The sequence below is a fragment of the Tabrizicola piscis genome, from assembly GCF_003940805.1.
Taxonomy (GTDB): Bacteria; Pseudomonadota; Alphaproteobacteria; order Rhodobacterales; family Rhodobacteraceae; genus Tabrizicola; species Tabrizicola piscis.
The window spans coordinates 1,118,353-1,139,726 of sequence record NZ_CP034328.1; the positions used below are offsets into that span (position 1 = coordinate 1,118,353).

Sequence of the window (21,374 nt, forward strand, 5' to 3'; positions counted from 1 at the left end):
TGCCATCCTCGACCGAAGTGGCACAAGCTGACGGAAAAAGTCATCCATGAAAGGGGAGGCACAACATGCGCGATGATCGCGGTCCGAGACTGGCTGTCTCTCTCTTCAGCGGAGCGGGAGGCATGGATGTCGGCTTCGCGCGCGCGGGTTTCCAGTCTGTGATTGCTTGCGAGCTTGACCCTGCCGCATGCGAGACCTTCAATCAGAACCTCCGCTTGGTGGGCCATCGCGGTAACGCAATCACGCCGACCTCCGTTCTTGAAGTGGATCTGTCGAAGGTACCCAGTGACCTCGACATCGTCTACGGTGGCCCGCCCTGCCAAGGCTTCTCCGTCGCTGGAAAAATGGACCCGAATGATGAACGCAGCACGCTGATCCACGCCTTCTTTGATGTGGTGGATGCCACCAAGCCTCGCGCCTTCGTCTGTGAAAACGTCAAGGCGCTGGCCATCTCCGAACGATGGGAGGAAGTTCGGGCCGCGCTCTTCACGAGAACCGAGCGCGACTACAGTGTGGCACTTGTCGTCATTGGCGCGACCGATTTCGGCGTCCCCCAGAACCGAGAGCGGATGTTCCTGATTGGAATTCGGCGCGACCTTTACGATGCAGGAACGGGCGCTCTGAAGAAGGAAATCGAAGCTCGTCTTGAGGCTTATCACGCAACGCCAGAGACTGTTGCCGACATAGTCCGTGACCTTGGACCTGCCGGCACCAAGCGAAATCCCTTAACATGCACAGCAAAAGTCGCTTTTGCGAAGTCTCCCATTATGCGTCGGTCGCCTTACGCCGGTATGCTCTTCAATGGTGCAGGACGGCCAATCCCGAGCGGGGGGTATTCCTCAACGCTTCCGGCATCCATGGGAGGGAACAAGACACCCATCGTGGATGAGGGTGAAATTTTGAATGGGTTGCCAAGCCTTATCGAAGAATACCATGGCAGCCTCATGGCTGGCGGCAATGCCCAGCCGGGAGAAGCTCCAAAGCGGCTTCGTCGGCTCACTATCAAAGAGTGCATGCGGATTCAAACGTTCCCAGACGACTACAAGTTTGCAGGTCGCAAGAGCGCGGTTTATCGCCAGATCGGGAACGCGGTTCCGTGTCGACTTGCTGAGGTAGTAGCGCGCAGCGTTGATGGCATCCTAACGGCCGCTGAAACCGCGAAGGAAGGCAAAGCCGTCGCCTAGGGTTGCAAAGTGGCGACAGAGCAATTCACTCGCCCGGGCGCTTTTGTTTTGGCCCCCTCGTCATGGTTCCTCCCCGGCCCCAAACGTATGGGGGGGGGCGCAGCGCGGCATTTCGCTAGCGTCTGGCTTTTTCACCGGGGAATCCAGGCGGAATCCACTTTGCGGAAGACATCTCAGTAATTTACAATATATCAATGACTTACCTAATCACGATCGTGGCGTGCTGGATTCTTTTGTGGAATCCAGGGAATCCACTTTTCGGAAGCCACCTTGGGCGGAATCCAGCCAGCGGAAGCCACCCTTCTCGATCCGTGATGGATTGGCCAAGGCCACCCCTGATCATGGAAGTCAGCTGCCGTTCTGATCCGCCATGACAGCTTGCGCCTCTGCTTCGAACACCAGTTCGGGCAGGACGACCTCCCATTCGTCGCGGCGGAGTAGGTGGTGATACCCCTCGTCCCCATCCTCACGCCGCCAGTTCAGGATGGCCGCGACCTCACCTCGCAGGAAGGTGGTGCCTTCAGGTGGGGCGAAGGCGCGGGACAGGCGAGCGAGGATCTGGCCTTGTGCGTTGTCGATCCGCCAGCGGTCGCCGTCGCGGATCAGATGGACCGGGTCGCCTGGGCGGGCAGCGGGGATGGCTGCCAGCGACGGGTCGCCCGGCCGCAGACGTCCGGCAAAGGACAGGTCCACAAGCTTTGGATCGGGCGGCACATAGCGCAGGCGGGCGCTTGGCAGGGCCGCGGCGTCGGGGGTGACGCGGCGGGACAGGACGGCGTCACCGGGCTGCACGAAGGCATGCGGTCCGTCGGTCAGTACGGTCAGCGTGGACCGCGCCCGCGTCATGGCGACATAGAACAGGCGGCGTGGGGCGTCGGCATCCTCGCCGCGCGAGGGGCGATCCCAGCCGCCGTTAAGGATCGCGACATGATCGAACTCCAGCCCCTTGGCACGGTGGGCGGTCATGAGAAGAAGCCTCCGCTGTTCAGCCCTAACATCTCGAGCCCATTCGCCGAACCATTGCACGAGGTCAGGCACTGGCGCGGCCTTTTCGACCAGCTCACGTGCCAGAGTGCCAATGCCTTCGCCGATCAGATCCGTCCAGCGGGATTGGGGCTGTGCGTTCAAAATGGAGGTCAGATCGTCGATGGTCAGCAGTCGCATCCGATCTTCCAACAGGGCTCGAACGAAGCCCTGCATCTCGCGCATACGCCAGAGACTGAGCGGCTTTTCGTTGGCCATGTCGATGGGAATCCCCTGCGCCTCAGCATAGGCGCGCACGGGTTCCAGCCCCCGCCAGTCGCGGGCAATCACGGCGCATCGGCGCCACGACCAATCAGGGCCCAGGCGTGAGAGTCGCACCAGTTCGTCCAGTGCAGCCACCGCCTGCGCGGCATCGCCCCCGGCGTCCAGCAGCGTAACGCGCCCCTGCGCCACAGGGTCCAGTGCTGCCCAATCGCCCCCGGGCATCGCCTTGGCACGGGCGCGGTTCACCGCAATGTCGTGGCCCGCCTTCATGCGCTGGGCCGCTGGGGCAATCACGGCGTTTGCCGCCGCGATGATATGGGCGGTGGAGCGGTAGTTCTCGGTCAGCCATACCGGTTTGGCGGCATAGTCGGCCTCAAAGCGGCGAATGAAGTCGATGCTGGCCCCGGCAAAGGCGTAGATGTTCTGGTCGTCATCGCCCACGGCAAACAGGCTGATGCGCAGGTCATCCTCCAACGACCGCCCCGCCACGGCGCCGATCAGGGCGTATTCCTCGGGGCCGATGTCCTGATATTCATCCACCAAGAGCCAGCGATAGCCTTGGATAAGCGTCTCGCGCAGCGCCTCAGCCTCTACCTTGGTCAGACCATCCCCGCGCAGCAGGGCCACGGCTTGCATGACGATCCCATCAAAGTCGCGTGGGCCTTCGTGATCGCCTGCAAAGCTCGCCCCCATCAGCCGCATCGCCAGCGCGTGGCAGGTTGAGACTGTCACCCCGGCCGCATCATCCCCGATCAGGCGGCGAAGGCGTTCGCGGATCTCGGCTGCGGCGTGGCGGTTGTAGGTCAGAACCAGAATGCCGCGCGGGTCCTCGCGTTTCACGCGGATCAGGTAAGCGATGCGATGCACCAACACTCGCGTCTTGCCCGATCCCGGCCCGGCCAGCACCAGCACGTTGGTCTGTTCGCGATCATCACGGACAATCTCGGCCTGCACCGGATTGTCGAGTGCATCAACAATCGTCCGCCATGAGGTGCCGGTGGTCTGCCGCCGGATTTCCGTGCCGCGCCCCGGCAGCCAGCGGCGCAGGAAGGCGTCACGGTCCAGCACGAAGTAGTCTTCCGACAGGCGCTGGGCCTGATCCATCGCCTCAAGCCCCTTTTCGGCATAAGCGGCCATCACATGGGTCTGGATCGTTGTCTCGCTGTAATGTTCCTCCAACGGCGCGAAGTGCTGCACGGTGAAGGGCCCGCCCTTGGGGTTTAGATGTACCGTAATCGCCGGGCGGAACACCGTCAGGCCCCGGCCCAAGGTGGCCACCTGCTGTTCATGGAGCCACAAGAGAGCGCGGTCCATCAGGCGGGTCATGTCCTTGACTTCGGACCGCAAAAACGCGTCACCATTCAGCGCATCGAGCATCGCGCCTAGGGTGGTTTCCACCTGAATGTCCTTGCCGCGCGTGCCTTTGGCCACTTTTCCGGTGAGATGGGCGAGGAGCGCCCCCGCCCCCTGCCGCCGCAGATCAGCGGTGCGGGCGACCACCGGCCATGACCGTTCCAGCCGCAGAAAGATCGTGTTCCGGCTGGCCTTGCGCAGGGTGATGTTGCCGCGCCCGCCATCCTGATCGCGGCCGTCCTGTGCCATACCGCGCAAGATCGTTTCCACCAGATCGGGGCGCACCTGCACATGCCCCTTGTCGCGCAGGACTTGGCAGGTGTCGGTCAGGTTCAAGGGTTGCGCTTCAGCGCCCTCGGCATCGGGCACCGCCTCTTGCATCAGAGCGATCAGATCGGCTTCCATCCTTGCCGCGTGATCCAGGCGGCGGGATGAGGCATCCTCGACCCCCAGATGAACATAGACCGTGATGCCCGTGTCGTTGCTGGCGATCCCCAGTGCCTCCAGATCGGCCATCGCCTTGGCAACACCGCGCGCCGCGAGCCCGCAGGCACCCATCAGATCATCTGTGGACACCCCGGCATCGGCAGGCGCGTTCATTACATGGCGCACAAGGTCCATCAGTTGCGTGCGCCGAACCCCGGTGATCTGCGCTCGTTCCAGGATGACCGCCGCCTCATCCACCGACCGGATGCGCAGCGACGACGGGAACACCTGCACCCGGTTTTCCTCGCGGCTAAGAAGCGTTGCTTCTTCCAGCCAGGCCACGGCCGTCTTCACGCGGGTGTCGTCGGTGGTCTTGTCGCGCTCGAACTCCTGATCCCTCTCCTGGCGCACGATCTCGCCGGGGGTGGCGACCACTTCGCCCGATTTGTGCTTTTCCATCCGCCGCAGGGCCTTCAGGATCGCTCCGATCTCATGCCGTGCCAGACGAGACCGCGCCGAAAGCGAGAATTGCCGCTCCACATCCTCGGGGCTGAACAGCAGCACACAACTGGCCGGGCCACGATCCCGCCCCGCACGGCCCGCCTCTTGCAGGTAATTCTCCAAGGACCCCGGAATATCGCCATGCACGACCAGCCGGATATCGGGTTTGTCGATCCCCATGCCAAAAGCGTTGGTTGCGGCGATCACCCGCAACTGGCCCGTGCGAAACGCCTCTTGCACGTCGCGCTTGCGCTCGGGCGGCAGGCCAGAGTGAAAGTAATCCGCAGCCAACCCCTGCCCTTTAAGGAATTCCGCCACTTTCTCGGTCGCACTTCGTGTGGCACAATAGACCACCGCGCCTGAGGCTCCTTCGGGCGGCAGGTTGGCCTCGATCGCAGACATGATATCGGTCAGCTTGGTAGCCTTCTGCGTCGGCAGCACGGCAAAGGACAGGTTGGTTCGCACCGCGCCGCCATCCAGCAACATCAGATCAATCCCAAGGCGCGTCTGGAAATGGTCGCGGATGTCGCGCACCACCTCGGGCTTGGCCGTGGCGGTCAGGCACAGGACCGGTGGCACATGATCGCCCGAGAATTCCTTTATGAAGCGGCTGACGTAGCGGTAGTCGGGCCGGAAATCATGACCCCATTTCGACACGCAATGCGCCTCGTCCAGCACCCAGAGTCCGACCTCGCGCTGTTGCAAAACCGTACGGATCGATGGTGACCGCAACTGTTCGGGCGAGATAAGCAGCATCGCCGCGTCACCCATTCGCACCTTTTCCAGCGCGTCATGCCTTTCGGGTAATGACAGCATCCCGTTCACCGTGACTGCAGCTGATATCCCCGCCCGCGCCAGCCCCTGCACCTGATCGGCCATCAGCGCGACCAGTGGCGAGATCACCACCGTCAGCGCCCCGGTCTTGTCGAACCGCGACAGTGCCGGGATCTGGTAGCAGACCGATTTCCCCGTACCGGTGGGCAAGATGCCCAGCACCGATTTGCCCGCCATCGCCTCGGCCACTATGCGTTCCTGCAATGGGCGGCCCATGTCATCGACGGGCTGCGGGCGAAAGGATGGAAAGCCGAACCAACGTTCCAGCGCGGAATTGGGGTTGTTCTTGTCGGCGCACCAGCCACAGGCAGGATCGCCGCAGTTGGTGTCGCGCAGATGCCGCACGATCCGCCCGGCCTGCGGAAACTGCAGCCGCACCCAGGGCGGCATGACCGAGTCCCCGCCCGCCACCAAAATCCACGACAGCGCATAGGCCATCGGCCAGCCATTGCGCGGATCGGACAAGCGGCCAAGTGTCTGGTCCAGGCGGTGATCGCAGGCTCGGCCCTTCAGCAGGCGGCGGATGGCGGCAAGGGCAGCGGCCTCACCGGGTGCTGCACCTCGCTGCAATTGGAACAGCGCATCGAACCCGGCCGAGGCTTCGCCCAGCGTCGTCAGATGATGATAGGCCAGCAGGGCATCTGGCGCCTCCTGCCCCAGCCGGGTGAATGCCGCGATCTGATCCGCCAGAACCTGCAGCGCCAGCCGCGCATCCTGTTCGGGGTCATTCACATGCCCGACCTGCAGCCGCCCGTCCTGGTAATGTTTGACCAGATGGTGATAGGGATTGCGCGGAAAGGCCAAGGGGTTCAGCCACAGCGTATCAATCGACGCCGCCCCCAACCCCGCCAGCCGCGCCCGGTTGGCTACCAGATGGGGCAGATCGTGGCGCAGGATGTTGTGACCAACCAGATGCGCCGCCCCGTCGCAGAACGCCTCCAGCCGGTCCAGCGCGGGATCAATCGCTGCCCCTTTGTGAACCAAAGACCGCTCTTCCCGGACTGCGGCAAAGGCGAACAGCCGCGCAGACTTCGGATCGACCTCCAGATCGACTGAGACGCAACGCGACAGAAAAAGGGCGGGATCAAGGGTCAAACGTCAGGCATCCGAGTTCCAATGGCCAAAAACAGCATCCAAGCCATTGATAGCCTTGTCACCAGGATTCGAAAGCCGAAGAATTTGGCCTCAAGCTGCCTGTCGTGATCGGGAAACAGTGCATACCCTTGTGTCGAAGGGTGGCGTGCGCCGCGATGCAAATTGCGTTCTCAGGCCGTATTCTACGACATCAATCAATTTGCGCTGGAACCACGCCCGACTGATCCTCAGTGATTTTGACCGATCCGGTACACCCTGCCCCGCGCATCGTCCTTCGTGGAAACTACAACCAAACCCAACTTCTTGCCCAGCGCGCCCGACATCGCACCACGAGCGCTATGCGCCTGCCACCCCGTCGCGGCGATGATTTCCTGCATCGTGGCACCTTCAGGCCGCTGCAGCATCGAGATCAGCAGCGCCTGCTTCGTGCCCGTACGCAGCGTCGGGTGTTTCACCTCTGGTTCGGCCTCGACACCATCGTGGATCGCCGCCGTGGTCTTGACCACCACCGGCTCGATCCCGATGGCCAGCAGCCCGGCCTCAGTGACCGCCAGCGTGGTGCCATGACCATCGCCGGTTTCGCGCCAGAGCGGCTCGCCCTTGCGGATGTTGGCGTCGACTTCCTGCAGCCAGCCGTGTTCGATCATCTTGGTGACGGCCATCTTCGCCGCCGCACCGGCCAGCCCCTTGGGCAGCGGCAGGGCGATGTTTTCGGGGCGCTGGGCCCCGGCGCTCAGGATGATGGTCTGGGTTTCGGTCAGCGTGGTCATGGCGCTCCTCTATCTGTCGTGTTCGGCAAGGAATACCGTGATGCGCGACATCAGGTCGTTGTGGCCTTCGGCATCCGTGGCAATGATCACATCGCCTTCGTCGTCGCGCTCCAGATCGGCGATCTGGCGCAACAGGCTGTCGTAATGGTTCAGGGTGCCGACGTCGCCCCAGTTGATCTCGTCGTGGTGAGTCTCGAAATGGTCCTCGCTCAAGGCCTTCAGCCGCTCCAGCATCGCGTCGATCCGGAACTTGGCGGCAATGAAGGCGTCGAGGGCTTTGGCATTGTCGGTGGCGCGGCGGGTAGTCATGGCGGGGTCTCCGGGCGCGAGTTGCATCGTTCTGGTGCAATTAGAATCGCTCCATCCCGAAGTGCAATCAACTGAATAACAAGCGATATCAAAATCTTGATCGGATTTTTCCCCACCATGACTGGCATGAGCGAACGCGAGTATGCGACCCATTCGGGGCTGTCCCGCGGCAGGTTGCAGAGGGCGCGGACGAACGGGCGGCTGGTGGTTCACGACGACGGATCGATCAACGCCGCGGCTTTGGATGCGCCGGGGGGCAAGTCACAGACCCTGACCGGCAAAACCGCAAGCTCGGCGGCGAAGGCCTTGCCGGCGACGCAGGCGCAACAATTTCCGAAAACAAAATGCGCTGGCTGGTCCCGCGCCTCAGTTTCGAATCAACGAACGATGCTTGGTGGGGTGAAATCCGGAGCTGATTTGTTGACCATTTCCTTGAGATTCGACAGTTCCGGGTCGTCATTGCAGTTTACCGCGAATACTTCGCCACTCATTTGGGCCCTGTAGTCGTCCCAGCGCGCCATCAAGACCTTCCAGTTGTGCTCGTCATAGGTTCCGCGAAACATGACAGGCAGGACGCGGATGCGGATCGTTTTATTTGACGGATCTTGCTTGACCATTTCTTCCCAAAGCGAGCCCATCCGGTCTACCCGCCCAATTTGTTGTTCGACCACCCCCGGGTTCCATTCCGGCTGGAACAGGACCACGGTGCGACATGCCTTGTGAAGGTTCAGGCCTTCGCGCCCGACCAGCGATTGTGCGACCAGCACCATAGGCCAGCTGGACCTCCGGTTGAAGGCGCTTTGCAGATGCTGCCTGGCGCTCGCTTTCGTGCCGCCGTCTAGAATACGGGCAAAGCGGCCGGATCGGCCTTGGTACTCATGCAGGGCAAAGGAGATATCCTCAGCAAGCTCCCGGGCCTCAGCTCCATCTGCGTACTCTTCTTGACCAACAGAAACCCTATCGGCAAGTTTTCGGTCCTCGACTTTGTCCGCGTCCTCCTCCAACTGCCTCAGATCACGCTTGAACTCTTTCCAAACCTTATCCAACTGGGTCTCGACACCGTGTGCACGATGTTCATCTAGAATTTCGATCAGGGCAGAAGCAAGAGCTGGGAACCTGTCTTCCTGGTCACTGAATGATCGGAGGGCCGGATCAGAAGATTCCTTTGCGAACTCTCGGATGGCTCTGAAGTCCTTCTCCCGAAGAGATCGGTGCTTGTCGTACTGATCTTCAACAAGCTTGACCAAGCTAACATAGTCATTGCCGCCCAAAAGGCGGACCATGTCCTCCATCTTCAACGCTGCGTGGAAGGCAGCCTGAAAATTCCCCGTGTCAGGCAATACTCTGCCGGGCCAGACCCATTTGCTGGCCGGGGCGTCACGGTCATGCTTAAAGATCATAAGCCGACGGATCAGTTCGCGCGCATTCAGAAGGTCAGCGAGATTCTTTAACGCCTCGGTAAATCTTCCAAAAACCAGAACCTTTTCAGGGCTATCGCCGTGCGTCGCTATCCTTTCGATCTCTGTGACTGCCGCTACAAGTGTCGGGTGCGAATATGGGGCTTTCCCAGCCGGTGCCATGGCCTTGAGCCAGTATTCCGCGCGCGCACGACGGCGATCCTTCTGATCGGCTGCTACCGCGGGTTCTGTCTGGTCTTCCCGAGACTCCTGATCCGTCCTTGACCAGTCGCCAATTTCCCCGCCACTGATCGCGTCGACGGCCGCCGAAAGGGAAAAACCCCGCGCAAGGGCCAGACGCAGCCATTTCTGCTTGCGAACGTCAGTTGCAGGCATCATCGAAAGGGCTTCTACCGCCATGACGGCGCGCGGCCATACCGCACCCGAGATTTCGGCTTTGACCGTGATGTCATGATCGCGGTAGTTCCGTCCATGATCGCGGACGTAGCGCGCGATGACGCTGTCATCCCCTGAGACCGCCTTGCGCCGCCGGATCAGCCAAGGGCAAAGCCTGTCTTTAAAATCCGTGGAATCTTTCTTGAATTGCTCGGCTCGATCATGGATCGGCGCAAATTGTACCGCCTTGAGAGAATTCAGAAACGTGCTGGCAGCGTCAGAAATGACCCTGGCTTCTTCGTCAGTTGCGCCAGCCCGTTTCAGAATCTGCGCCCAGTTCTTTGCCTCCAGTTCAAACGGAGTAGCGGTCAGACACAGTCGTTTTGGACTGGTCCGTTCCAGCCGCTCCAAAAGCTGGGTCAGATTGTTCTCTCCTTTGCGGTCAGGGGCATCGTCATTCCGTTTGTTCTTGTGAGCTTCGTCAATGACCAGAAGGTCGAAACACCCGAGGCGGGACAAAAGAAAGCTGATGAAGGTCCGGCGTTCATTTCTACCGACTCCGAGATCTTGACGTGGTGGCGCCGTCGTGCGGCGCAAACTCTCGGCAAGGCCGCGCAGTGTCTTCCGCTCATCGTCCGTAAGCAAATCCCGCCGGAAGTTGTGGCGAGAATTCAGGATCGCCATATAGGCATTGACCCGAGCTTCGGTATTCGCCCCGTCCCCCATCCTGAAATTCAACAAGCCGTGCGGCAACAGCACCACTGACGCCTTGCCCAGACTGCTGTTGGACTGGGCCAGAAGATCATCGATCCGTCGGACGATCTGAAGCCTGTCTGCTGTCTCGCCAACCCGGGAAAAGACCTCTTGGAACTCTCGCTTCCACTGGTGGATCAGTCCCGGCGGCACCACCACCGCGATGCGGCCGCCTGCACGGATCACCGCCAAGGCCAGCGCAACGGCGATCCGCGTCTTGCCCATGCCGACTTCATCGGCAAGGATCGCACCAGGCTTGCTGCCGATCTTGCCGCCCTCGCAAAGCCTGTCACGCAGTGCCGCCAAGCTGGCGCGTTGCCCTTCGTCCAGCCAGGATTGCGCTCCCCCCGCCGGTGAAATGCCGTCCAGAAGCTTGCCGATCTCGTGGGCGACCCCAGGCTCACTCTCCGACGGCCAGATCATGCCTGCCCCTCTCTGACAAATCCGTCGAAACCCTTCAGACCCCACAAAGCTGCCACCTGGTCGTGTGCCGCCCTTAACACGCCTGCATCGTCTGAAGTCAGCCCGACCGGCATGAACTCTTCTCTGCTCAGGTGTGAAAAGGGGTTTAGCTGCATTTCTTGCAGATTTTTAATCACCGCTGGCTCGGTCCGCTTCAGACTTCGGGAATGCTCGACCAGGCGCGCAGCCCAAAGCCGGCACTGGTCTACCCGCAACCCAGCCTGGCTTTCGCCTAGAGCAGTGATAACCGCCATCAGGCGTCGCGAGAAATAGATGTCGCCGTTCCCGGCATCCCCTGTGGTCGTCTGGCTCCCGGTGCCAGCGAGGCCGCCGTCGTTTTCCTCGCCGGAAAGATCTGAGTCGCGGCCGGTTTGGTCGACCAGCATCAGGGCGTCGAGAACATCTTCCAGCCTACGGTAATGCAGCTCTGGCAGAACCAGCGCGCCGGCCTCGCCAAGCACGGGAACCGTCATGTGATGTTTCGAACCGGGGTTGGACATACGCAGATCGACTTGTGCAGGCGGACGGGTACCGCGTTCCAGCTCGATCCTGCCGTCAAGCGACTGCCATTCGCCGCCGGAATGACGCGCCTCGACGCCAACAGCTTGGGATTGCGCCGTTTCCGGCTCTGCCCACCCCGGTTCCAGACAAGGCGCCTCGTCGGTTTCGCGCAAGGTGAAGTGGCTGATCGGGCAGGAGCCGTCGAACAGTTCCGAGCGGTGGAACAATTCGCCGAACTGCAGCTTAGTGGTCTCAAGATTTATTCGCTTGCCGGAGTCCCACGGCAGGGCCACCTCCGGAGAGGCTTTCGACTTGACGGGAAAGGCCACCCCAGCCTCGAAGTTCCAGAAACCTCCAGATCGCCGGACACCCAGCCCAGCTGGCGTCAGATTGCCGGAACCGATGTAGAGCACCCCGTCCAAGGTCTTTCTTTTCCCGCGATAGATGAACTTGGCATGCAACTTGCCCGCGCCTGACGAATGCCCTTCCGGGAAACGGGGCTCAAAGAACTGCCATCCGCTCTTGACCAATAACCTGGACGCTTCGGCCAGCCCCTGGCATGCGTCCCGATTCAAGACCACGGTAACCGGCCACTTGGGCTGCTTCGATGTCAGGTCGCTCGCAAGATCCACTAGGAAAGCTTCCGCTCCCTGAGGTTCATCGCCTTCACTTCGCGCGGGGTCGCCACCGGCATAGAACCCCGACCCCATAAGCAGCAGGTCAGCCTTGGTTCCGGGCCTCGTGGTCGTAGGGAACCTGGCCAGCAAGGGCCTGCGCAACGGTGCGTCAAGTGAATGGAAAAAGCGTGGTTGCGCCTTTGGTCTGGCAAGCCCTTCGACAAGCCGGGCCAGCCCGGCATCTGGCAGATCATCGGGCTGCGCAGCGCCTTGCCACGGATTGGGGGAAAGGGCCGGACGGATGGCCTGGAACATGCCAAAAGCTGCCTGAATATCGGCAAGCGCTTCGTCGTCGCCCTCCTGTCCGGCCGGTTTCCGATCTACGAACCTAACCTCGGTACGCCAGAACAAATCGATATTGCTTTCAAGCGTCTCGCGGGTCCAGTTTCCGGTCGAAACAACAAGACGCAAGATTTCTTTAGGCCGTTTCTGGCCTTGCGGCCTTTCCTCAAGAAAATGCAATAGCGCAACTTTTGCGTGGAACAGGCCGCTACCCTTGAAGGTTTCTGCCCATTTCGGCCCCAGCGTCATGTGATGCACACCGGGTGCCTCAAACGGCTTGATCTGGCCCGATGCCTGATCCGTGATCAGGAACAAGGCATGGCGACGATGGGTCGCAACAAAGGTTCCGGCGCCTTGGGTAAATCGGTCGGCGATTTCTTTCATGACCGCAGCACTTGCGGTAAAGCCGCATACCCAGCCAAAGCTGCCCAAAAAGCCCTCGGGCGGTGAAAAGAGGTCAAAGAAACCGGCCTCTTCGGTCATGACTCTTGCATCACCTCGCGGCACAGCACGCAAAGGTTGCGAAGACGGTAAAGCTCCGTTGGCTTGAACTCTGGTTCATCTTCGGCGTCGGTTTTCTGCTTGGGGCGAACTCCGGGGATGAAATCGGGATGCAAAACCACCTCCGGCACGCCGCCGTCCTCTTCCAGTCGCAGGATAAGGCCATCTCGGGCAACGAGTTCGCGCAAAACGTCGTCGGCACGCTTTCCGACGACGCTTTCAAGGAAAACACCAAGATCCTGTGGCACGCCATCTGGCTTGGGCAGCTTGTGAAGCGCCTTTGCCAAGCCGTTCAATTCTGAAAGTGCATCTTTCACCTCCGACTGCCTACTCAGGTCGTATATGTTGACCTTCTTGAGCGGGGCATTCGAAATCAGCGGTTGGATTTGATCCAGCACCTCAAAGGTAGCAGCGTAGAGGTTGAAGACCTTCTCGGACCAAATCAGACGATCAGCAGTGGCTGAATTTGCCTCTCGCATCTGTCCAATTACCTCTGCAACCATTGCATCACCCTCAAGTGCGGGACCCTTGCTCAACACTTCCCTAGATACCCGCCAAAGACTTCGCCGCGTGGCTAGGTCAGAGCCCTCACCAGCACTTTCCATCAATTCGGAAAAGAACGCACGGGTTGCGGAGGGCAACGGGTCAACCGGAGAAAGATGCGCGATCTCGCGGTTGCGCTTTCTCTTTTGCATTTCGCCGTGCGGCCAAGGGCCTCCGTCCAGCCAATTCCAAAGAAGTGGTAAAGCATCCTCTGTTTTCCTGCTCTGCAACGTGAGCTTCAGGAACTCTTTACCGCGGTCGCTAAGAGTAAAGCTGTTAAACCGGCTGTTTCGTGCCTCGACCAGGCCAAGCCCTGGCAAGGCAGCCCCGATGCCGACCCGGACCGGCTGACTGACATAGCCGCGCCCACGCGCAAGGCGCTTAAGGGTCAGCTGATCTTCGCTGATCCGCGGGAGCTTTCGGGCACCACGAATCCGCATGGCCTGGTTGACTCCCACTGGAATCGCATGCCAGCAGGCCAGGGCTTCGACTCCCTCGGCGATCACGCTTGCGGATAACGGCCTTTCTGCCCCGGCCCGCTTTTCCGCAAAGTCGACCCCGATCAGCGCCCAAACAATGCTGCGCAAGAAGGAAAGCCCGGCCAAGCCCGGAACCGAATGTTCGTTCGCGAACCGGATCGCCTTTGCCAGGCCCAGATCACGGCGATCCCTCATCTGGCCAAGATAATCGTGACCGATGATACCCCAATCAGTACTCACGTTCAGCGCACCTCTTCTTTTGCAGCAAATTCCGCAAGCTCCAAGGTTCCATGATCGACCCAATGGAGCGCTATTCCCCGCAGCGACCCTGCGCGAAGCATCTGTTCCACCAACCCGGCATAGGCCGACAGTTGCGGCCAGTAGGGGCCGAAGCCCGCACCCGCGCCTCCGGTCTTGTGGTCGATCAGCAGGCAACCCTGCGGCCCGATAGCCATGAGGTCGATCATTCCGGGGATTTCGGCGCCATCCGGGCTGTGCCCCAGAACCGGGATCTCGCACTGCAGGTCCGTGTAGCCTGCGTCAGACAGCCAGGCCTTCAGCGCAGCCGCCCGCTCTGCCACCAGCACAACGGCCGCTTCATCCAGTCCTGTTGCCGAAGGCAGGGCCGCTATCAGGTCTGGCCGCGTCAGGCAGGTGCGCATGGCAAGGTGCAGCGCGGTACCGCGTGCCGCGTCGCTGATCGTCCGGGACCAGGGGTCACCAAGGGTCACACCTTGGCTCACCGGTGCGGGCTGGGCCGTTGTGGCCAAAGAAGGCGGCAACCGCCACGGTGTCAACGCTGCGGCGGGCAACGGCGTTTCGCCGCCGAACCGGGGCGCATCGCTGTCTGCACCCAGCTCATAGTCGGTCGCGCCCGCATGTTCGGGCAATTGCGAAATCAACGCCGGGCAATCCGTCCCGCCAATCCGCAGCATCCCGTCCGCAATCTGCGGTGCGCAAGAGTCCTCCATCACGTGGAACAGGCAGGTCGCTTCAGGCGCGTCATCGTCGCGTTCTTTCAGGAAGTCCGGCCATTCCAGCACCAGACGGTTGCGCGCACGGGTGAGTGCCACGTAAAGCAGATTGCGGGCATTGGCCTCAAAATCTGCGCGACGGTCCTCAATGAAACGTCGCGCTGCCTCGGGCGCGGCAAATCCCGGCGTGTGGATCAGTGCCGCAGAAGCCAAGACTGCGGACATGTCGTCGATCTTGTCCAGCGCGTCAAACCGGGTCGCCGTGGTGCCCGGCCATTCTTCGATTCTATGGTCAAATTCTGCGACCACGGTAATCGGCCATTCGCGGCCTTTGGAGCCGTGCCAAGTCACGATCTCGACCGCCTCGGCGCTGTCCGCCGTAGGGTCCGGACGGCGGTCGAAGTCGCGATCACCCGCGCGGGCGTCGAGCCAGCCCAGAAACACCTTGGCCGTCTCTCCATGGAAACCGGACGCCGCCTTCAGGTCGCGATGTGCGGATTCGAAATCGCTGGCCTCTGCCTCCAGCCGCAACAGATCAGCGCGCGCCTGGGCCGCATCAAGCTGACGCGCCGCCCAGTGGCGCAGGCCCGCTGCGTCAAGCACGAGGTCCAACGCAACACCAACCGGCAGACGCGACAACCGGTCAGACAGGGCTGCAAGTCCCATCAGCACGGGATCGTCCGCCAGCCGCCCGTCGATCTGCGCGGAAATTGCGTCTTGCAGCGGCAGCGGATCGGGGCCGAGCGTACGTAGCAAGAGCCCGGCATGGGCATCGGCGGGGTTGGCAGCATAGCTGAGCGCGGCACGCGCCGCCCGGACCACGGGGCTTGCCGCCCAGCCATCATCGGCAATGCGCACGGGAACACCGCGGGCGCGGAGTTCCTCAGCATAGCGACCGGCAGTGGCATGGCGGCAGACCAGCAGAGCGATATCAGACGGGCGCGCAGCACGAACTGCGCCGGTCTGCCGGTCGGTAATCGTCTCGCCTTCGGTCAGAATGCGGGTGATACGTTCGGCCACATGTTCCTGCGGTTTGGAGGATTTCTTGACCCCGCGCCCTTTCACCACCTGCAGCACCTCGATCGCCGGACCGGGCACCGGATCGCGGGTCGGGGCGAGCGGGTTGTAGCCCGCGCCGAACAGACCGGCGCCCATGGCGTTGATGAATCGCATGACGGCAGGTGTCGACCGCCAGTTGCGATCAAGCGGTTGCGTGGCGTCAGGGTTCGCGGCGGCCAGCGCCTGCGACAGCCGCGGATCAGCCCCCTGGAACCCCATGATCGACTGCTTCACATCGCCCACCAGCAAGGTGCGAGGCGCCCGCGCGCCCAATTGCCAAAGCAGAGCGAACTGAACCGGGTTGGTGTCCTGGAATTCGTCGATGATGACGCAATCGATTTCGTCCAGAACGGCTTGCCGTACGGCGGGATCGTTGCGCAGCAGGCGTTCGGCCCCCGCGATCATGTCGGCAAAGTCGATCAGACCAAGCGCCATCTTTCTCGCCTCGTAGGCCTCCATTACTTCCTGGGCGCAGGCGATCAGACATGACAGATGCAGTTTTGCGTCGGCGAGAGGACCGGGATGGGAAGGCAGGACATCGGCGGCCTGCATGATTGCAGTCGCCAGATCATCATAGCCCTCCGGCGTCTTTGTGCGGCTGTTCGAGACCAACAGGCCGCGCAGCGATTGCCAGATGCTCCAGTCGTGACCCAGAAGCTCGGGGTCCCTTTCAATGCGCCGAAACAGCGAAAGGTTCTTTTCCAGCGTGTCACGCGGCACTTTTGCCGTAACCGTGGCCATCCCGCCCTCTGGAAAGGCCGCCAGCATCGCCAGGACTGCCGCCCATAACGCATCGCAGGCGGCCACCGGGTCAGCCAGTGTCGGGCCATAGATCCGGTCAAGCCGGGCCAGCGCCGGGGCTATCAGGCGGGGTTCGCGCCCTGTGTCGCCCAAGCCCCGCAGAAGGTCGATCATCGCCAAGACGCGGGCGCGCAGGGAAGCCTCGACCGTTTCGCCCTTTTGCCAGTTCGCCTGATAGCCGAACCGCTCTGGGGTGGCCTTGATCGGATCCAGCGCCTTGGCATGGGCCAAGGCCTGCCGGATCAGCAGATCCCTCTCGGCATCGCCCAGATGGCGCGGTTGAAGCGAGGCGCCTGCCGCAAGGGCATGTTCCGTCAAGAGCCGCAGGCCCAGCCCGTGGATGGTCGAGACATAGGCCCGCTCGACCGCCATAGCCTCCTCCACCAGCCCATCCGCCAGAAGACCCGCCCGAATGCGTTCACGCAATTCACCGGCCGCTGCTTCCGTGAAGGTCACGGCAAGGATACGCTCAGGGCGAACGACCTTGCGTTTGACCCAGTCGGACAATTGCGTCTTGATGCGATGCGTTTTGCCCGCACCCGCACCGGCAGGCACGATGACCAGACCAAGATCTGAAGGGTTCTGGCTCATGGTTGCTCTTCCTCGACCTGGCGGATGAATGCGGTGACAAGCGCAGAGCCATCCGTCAGCGCATAAGGGGTGAACCCTGCTTCTTTCTTGAAGAAGCCCTCGTCAGCCGACGTGTTCAGGACCACCCGCCCTGCACCCAGTTCCGCAAGCCGTTCGGCCAACCGCCCCACCGCCGCCGAGTTGACGGCATCGCCCATGTCGCGCACCAGAGACCCTTCTGCCAGCGCCAACCCAGAGGTCAGAAGCCCGCCGTCATTCATAAGGTGATAGGCGATCCCGACGTCGCGCCCGATCAGCGGGTCCATCCCGTCACCCTCGCGCCGGATCGGGCGGGCGATCATGTCGCGATAAAGCGCCGCCTGCAGGTCCCAGCCCGCCTCCATCCGCTTGCGGCGGGCTGATGTGCCGCTTTTCTTGTGGTCAACGATCAAGAGCGCCCCGTCCTGCAATTCAAGGATCGCGTCGGCCTTGCCATGCAGGTTGATGCCATGCGCTTCGCCCGACAGCCAAATCTCGTTCCCGATGATCTTGGCCCCGAGCGCCAGCAAATGGTCGCGCCAGCGCAGCGCGGCCTGAAGGATCTCGCGTTCCAGTCCCTGACGCTCCAGGTCCCATGAGGCGCTGCGGAGGAACCCGGCGTGGCGGGTAAGCGCCCGATCATAGGCCTCGACGACCGCGACGGTCAGTGCCGCGGGGTCAGGAATGGGCTGATCCTTGAGGAAAACATGCTCGAACACGTCATGGGCGATGCTGCCCTTGGCCATGACATCCAGTTCTTCGGCAGACCAGGACATGTCATTGGCCTCCACCTCTGCCAGAAGCCAGGCCAGGGGGCTGACCAGAAGCGTTTCCAACCGCGAGGGCGATTGTGGCTTTGTCGTCCCGTCATCCTTCCGGCGCAACGCCAGAAGGTCGCGGCCAGGGAAGTCCAGCGCCTCGGGCAAGTCGTGGGGGTCCGGCAAGGCCGTCAGGCGATGATACGCCACCGGCCAGTCGCCTGGCGGTGTGCGCGACAGGTCCAGGATCAGGTCCGTCGCATCCTCGACACCCGCAATCACCCGCGCAACCAAGGATAGGCCAGCCGACGGTTGAAGTCGCGAGCCGGACAGATCGCGCCATGGGATCAGGAATGTGACAGAGCCTGAGGCGGATTGAAGCTGCTGATCGAACAGCGACAAGGCCTGGGCCAGCCCTTCGGCCCTGCCGCGGAGATAGAGGCCCGCAGCTTCGCGAATGCGCGCAATCTCGCTGTCCAGAAACATCGGATTGGCGCGGGGGCGCGTGGGATAGAGACCGTCCGTGAAGTCCGTCACGATCAGATGCCGACAGGGTCGCCACGGGCTTTCCTGCGCAGACCAGAGGCTGACCCCTTCAAGGTTGCGGTCAGGATCTGGAGCAGACTGCGGCGCAATCTGGATGCCGCGCAGGATCGCCTCCCAATCCGGGTTGCCCTCACCGGGTGGGATTGGCAGGCGGGCGCGGACCTCTGCCCCTTGAGCGATCTGGTCGCAGATGCGGTCGATCAGGAAGCGCAGTTGCGCAAGGCTGCCGGCTGACGCGCGAATGTCCGTCCAGAGGTCTTTGTGCGCGGGGGTGGGTGACAGGACATCGCCACGAAAATCACCCCCGACCAAGCTTTCGGCGAGATCGCGCCCGGTCTGTGCGGACCATGGCATCAGCGGGGCCAGGGCCAGACTTGCAAGGGCCATCGCAGGCGTGGGTGTTCGCTTGGCCAACGCCAGTTGAAGTGCTGTCTCACCAATGATGTCGCGCTCTGGCAGGGTGCCGGGAAGCCCGGAAATAGGCACGCCCTGCTCGGCAAAGGCGCGGGCTATCTGGCGCGGATCGCCAGAGACCAGCACTGCAATCTCGCGCGCGGGGATACCGTTTTCGATCAGGGCACGCGCACGGGCGGCTGCAAAATCAGCGCAGGCAGCCAAATCTCGCAGGCCATAGAAGGCGAGGCTGTCATCCATTGGCGCAGACCCGATCACTTTCGCTGCGATCCCGCCCTGCAAAGCGTGAAGCCTTGACCCTTCGACCGCCGCGCCCCCCTTGGCGGGTGTGGCCACAGCCCCGAATTCCTGCTGCAGCCGTTTGTAAAGTGCCTTCATTGCGGCTGGCGCATGCGGATCGAGCGAGCCTTGCACCACCGGAACCGGATCAAGAAACCGCCCTTGCGGCAGGTCCAGCACATGGCGGACCGGGCCAAGCCCATCGGGCAGGGCATCGCCCATCCGTCCCCAGAGGTGGATCAGTGCATCCAGATGCCGCCCGGCACGGCTGTCTACTACCATCCCCACAACAGGCACGCGCAGATCGGGTGTGGCCAGGACGAGATCTTCCAAAGCCGCCGTGACAGCAGAAATCGTCTCTACCGGCGCATTGGCAAGGCTCTCCTGCCAGACAGGATCCGGCGCATCCGCAATCGCTCGTCCAGGCGCCCATTCCGGTGCCTTTGGGGCCAGAGAAAGTTCTGCCAGGCCCGTATCGGACAGGCGGTACTGCAAGCCGGAACGCGAATCAGCGACGAGAAAGGGGTAGAACATGATTTGCCTGCTGACAGGAGGAGTGGGGTCAGTCTATGGAGGGGCCGCCCTAATTCAATGACTTGTCCGGCTTTTTGGGCAATCTTGTGACCAAGCCGACAGGGCCGCCGTTCAAGCCCCGGGGTAGAACGCAGATAGCTGCTCGGCTGAGTTGATATCCGATGAAAGGCGACCGAAATCATGGACCAGCCGTGAAATGATATCACCGCCTTCAACGATCTCAGCCCACCTGTGCCGAAGCACAGCTGCGGGATCGAGCAAACCCAGCATGTTGCCGGCAATCGCACTCGTTGAGTCACTGTCGCCACCATGCGTAACCGCAATCGCGAGAGACTCTTCAAAGGATTTGCCCGCCATGCAGGCGTAGAGTGCTATCGACAACGCCTCTTCTGCCGTCCAACCGCCACCAAGAGACTCGACTGTTTCAGCTGCACCGTCCCGAGGGGCGACAAGTGCCGCGCGAATTGCCCGCGCAGTTTCTTCGCCCCCTTCCAGTCGCGTATAGGTCTCTGCTGTCCGCGTGGCACACGCCGCAAGTTCATTGCCAGCAGCAACATCGGCCAGCATCTCTGCCCATGCTGCGGCCGCAAGCTGACCGGTGACGTGACCATGCGTCAGCGCTGATGTGTCGATCGCCATCTGGCGCACCTGATCCCGCGGAAACATCAAGGCGATCGGCGCAACGCGCATGATCGTGCCGCACCCCTTGCTGTTATTCCGCGCGAGGTCTCCGAAGTCAGCACTCGCCCCAAGCGAAGACAGGCAGGTATTGCCGGGCGCGCGGCGAACCCAAAGTCGTGGGTCTTGGATCAGGCCGACTTCATCCGTCTGAACCGCCGGTTTGCCGCCTTGGGTCTTGTACCAGCGCGAAAGCGCGTGGTGAATGATGGACGGTGGGTGGCAGATGCCTTCCAACACGTCCCGGATTTGGGCGCGCATGATCCCCTCGGCCGTGAACAGCGTCATCTGAGTGTCATCTGTCATCGCGCCGCGCAGCCCCATGTGCGGCGGCAGGTCCTTGATGCCGCCAAGGTAGCGACGGCGGATTTCGGCAAGAGAAAGAAATTCGATTTCGGCCCCGAGGCTGTCGCCGATGGCACCACCGAGGAGAGATGCGTGGAGCTGGATTGGCCGCAATCCCCCATGGCTGCCATGAATTTCCACGAAACGTTCCTGCACACGGGTCTCGATCGCCCCTGGCCGCGCGGCCCGGACACTCGCCATGGCGTTTGTCGCTGAGCGTCCGCGTTCAATGAGCAAAAGAGCCGCTACCGTTCCGGCACGTCCCAGCCCGCCCCGGCAATGGACCAGTATACGGTCGCCGTTTTCCAAGGCGCGGTGGAGAATTGAAGACAGATGGCGCCAGCGCTCCATCGCCTCTGGCGTCGGCACGTCCACGTCGCGGATCGGGAAGTGATGCCAGTCCATTCCCCGTGCATTTACGGCGTCGCCAAGCCCTGACACCGAAAGCATGTCGAACTCGTAGTCCTCGATCAGGCTCAGGACGGCTTTCGCCCCCCAAGCCTTGATCGCGTCCAGATCGACGCTCAGATCGCGGTTCCACGCCCCGCCAAAGACGCTGTCACCCTTCTTGCCCGGGCAAAGCGTGAGCCCGAGCAGACCATTACCGATCGGAAGACTGTCGATACGAAGGGGGTAGGTGGTGCTGTCACGAAGCAAGCGGTGTTC

General features: G+C 62.0%; 9 protein-coding genes and 1 pseudogene. 1 reads left to right on the forward strand and 9 read right to left on the reverse strand.

The window, feature by feature from the left end; translation table 11 throughout:
- Positions 1-65 precede the first annotated feature (65 nt).
- Positions 66-1,184 carry a DNA cytosine methyltransferase gene (locus EI545_RS05375; protein WP_125324520.1) on the forward strand — a complete coding sequence of 373 codons (1,119 nt, stop codon included), beginning with the start codon at positions 66-68 and terminating at the stop codon, positions 1,182-1,184.
- A 348-nt stretch (positions 1,185-1,532) separates the two neighbouring features.
- Here the strand turns inward: EI545_RS05375 and EI545_RS05380 are convergent, their stop codons facing one another.
- The 9 genes and pseudogenes from EI545_RS05380 to EI545_RS05425 all read right to left on the reverse strand — a co-directional run bounded on the left by EI545_RS05380 (position 1,533) and on the right by EI545_RS05425 (position 21,365).
- Entirely contained in the window at positions 1,533-6,641 is a 5,109-nt protein-coding gene (locus EI545_RS05380; protein WP_125324521.1) for a RecQ family ATP-dependent DNA helicase, read from the reverse strand.
- A 227-nt stretch (positions 6,642-6,868) separates the two neighbouring features.
- On the reverse strand, positions 6,869-7,411 hold the full coding sequence (locus EI545_RS05385) for a DUF3489 domain-containing protein (RefSeq protein WP_125324522.1): 543 nt from the start codon (positions 7,409-7,411) through the stop codon (positions 6,869-6,871).
- Between the two features lie 114 nt (positions 7,412-7,525).
- A pseudogene (locus tag EI545_RS05390) lies at positions 7,526-7,720 on the reverse strand (hypothetical protein); the annotation flags it as partial.
- A 377-nt stretch (positions 7,721-8,097) separates the two neighbouring features.
- Positions 8,098-10,689 carry a DEAD/DEAH box helicase gene (locus EI545_RS05400; protein WP_125324524.1) on the reverse strand — a complete coding sequence of 864 codons (2,592 nt, stop codon included), beginning with the start codon at positions 10,687-10,689 and terminating at the stop codon, positions 8,098-8,100.
- Positions 10,686-12,671 (reverse strand): phospholipase D-like domain-containing protein, encoded by a 1,986-nt coding sequence (locus tag EI545_RS05405; RefSeq protein ID WP_125324525.1) that lies wholly within the window; start codon positions 12,669-12,671, stop codon positions 10,686-10,688. The genes EI545_RS05400 and EI545_RS05405 overlap by 4 nt, the downstream gene beginning before the upstream one ends.
- A complete protein-coding gene (locus tag EI545_RS05410) occupies positions 12,668-13,951 on the reverse strand; it encodes a hypothetical protein (RefSeq protein WP_125324526.1) in 1,284 nt (427 codons plus the stop codon). The genes EI545_RS05405 and EI545_RS05410 overlap by 4 nt, the downstream gene beginning before the upstream one ends.
- 2 nt (positions 13,952-13,953) lie before the next feature.
- The gene (locus EI545_RS05415) at positions 13,954-17,136 is read right to left on the reverse strand and encodes a UvrD-helicase domain-containing protein (protein ID WP_125324527.1); all 3,183 of its coding nucleotides are present in this window, start codon (positions 17,134-17,136) and stop codon (positions 13,954-13,956) included.
- A complete protein-coding gene (locus tag EI545_RS05420) occupies positions 17,133-19,685 on the reverse strand; it encodes a PD-(D/E)XK nuclease family protein (RefSeq protein WP_125324528.1) in 2,553 nt (850 codons plus the stop codon). Before EI545_RS05420 ends, EI545_RS05415 begins: the two co-directional genes overlap by 4 nt.
- A 111-nt stretch (positions 19,686-19,796) precedes the next feature.
- Positions 19,797-21,365, reverse strand: coding sequence for an ADP-ribosylglycohydrolase family protein (locus EI545_RS05425; RefSeq protein ID WP_125324529.1), 1,569 nt, complete (start codon positions 21,363-21,365; stop codon positions 19,797-19,799).
- Positions 21,366-21,374: the final 9 nt, after the last annotated feature.

What these genes read in the sequence shown, in the direction of transcription:
- EI545_RS05375 (WP_125324520.1), top strand. Translation starts at nt 66, where the DNA reads ATGCGCGATGATCGCGGTCCGAGACTGGCTGTCTCTCTCTTCAGCGGA.
- EI545_RS05385 (WP_125324522.1), bottom strand. Translation starts at nt 7,411, where the DNA reads ATGACCACGCTGACCGAAACCCAGACCATCATCCTGAGCGCCGGGGCC.
- EI545_RS05400 (WP_125324524.1), bottom strand. Translation starts at nt 10,689, where the DNA reads ATGATCTGGCCGTCGGAGAGTGAGCCTGGGGTCGCCCACGAGATCGGC.
- EI545_RS05405 (WP_125324525.1), bottom strand. Translation starts at nt 12,671, where the DNA reads ATGACCGAAGAGGCCGGTTTCTTTGACCTCTTTTCACCGCCCGAGGGC.
- EI545_RS05415 (WP_125324527.1), bottom strand. Translation starts at nt 17,136, where the DNA reads ATGAGCCAGAACCCTTCAGATCTTGGTCTGGTCATCGTGCCTGCCGGT.
- EI545_RS05420 (WP_125324528.1), bottom strand. Translation starts at nt 19,685, where the DNA reads ATGTTCTACCCCTTTCTCGTCGCTGATTCGCGTTCCGGCTTGCAGTAC.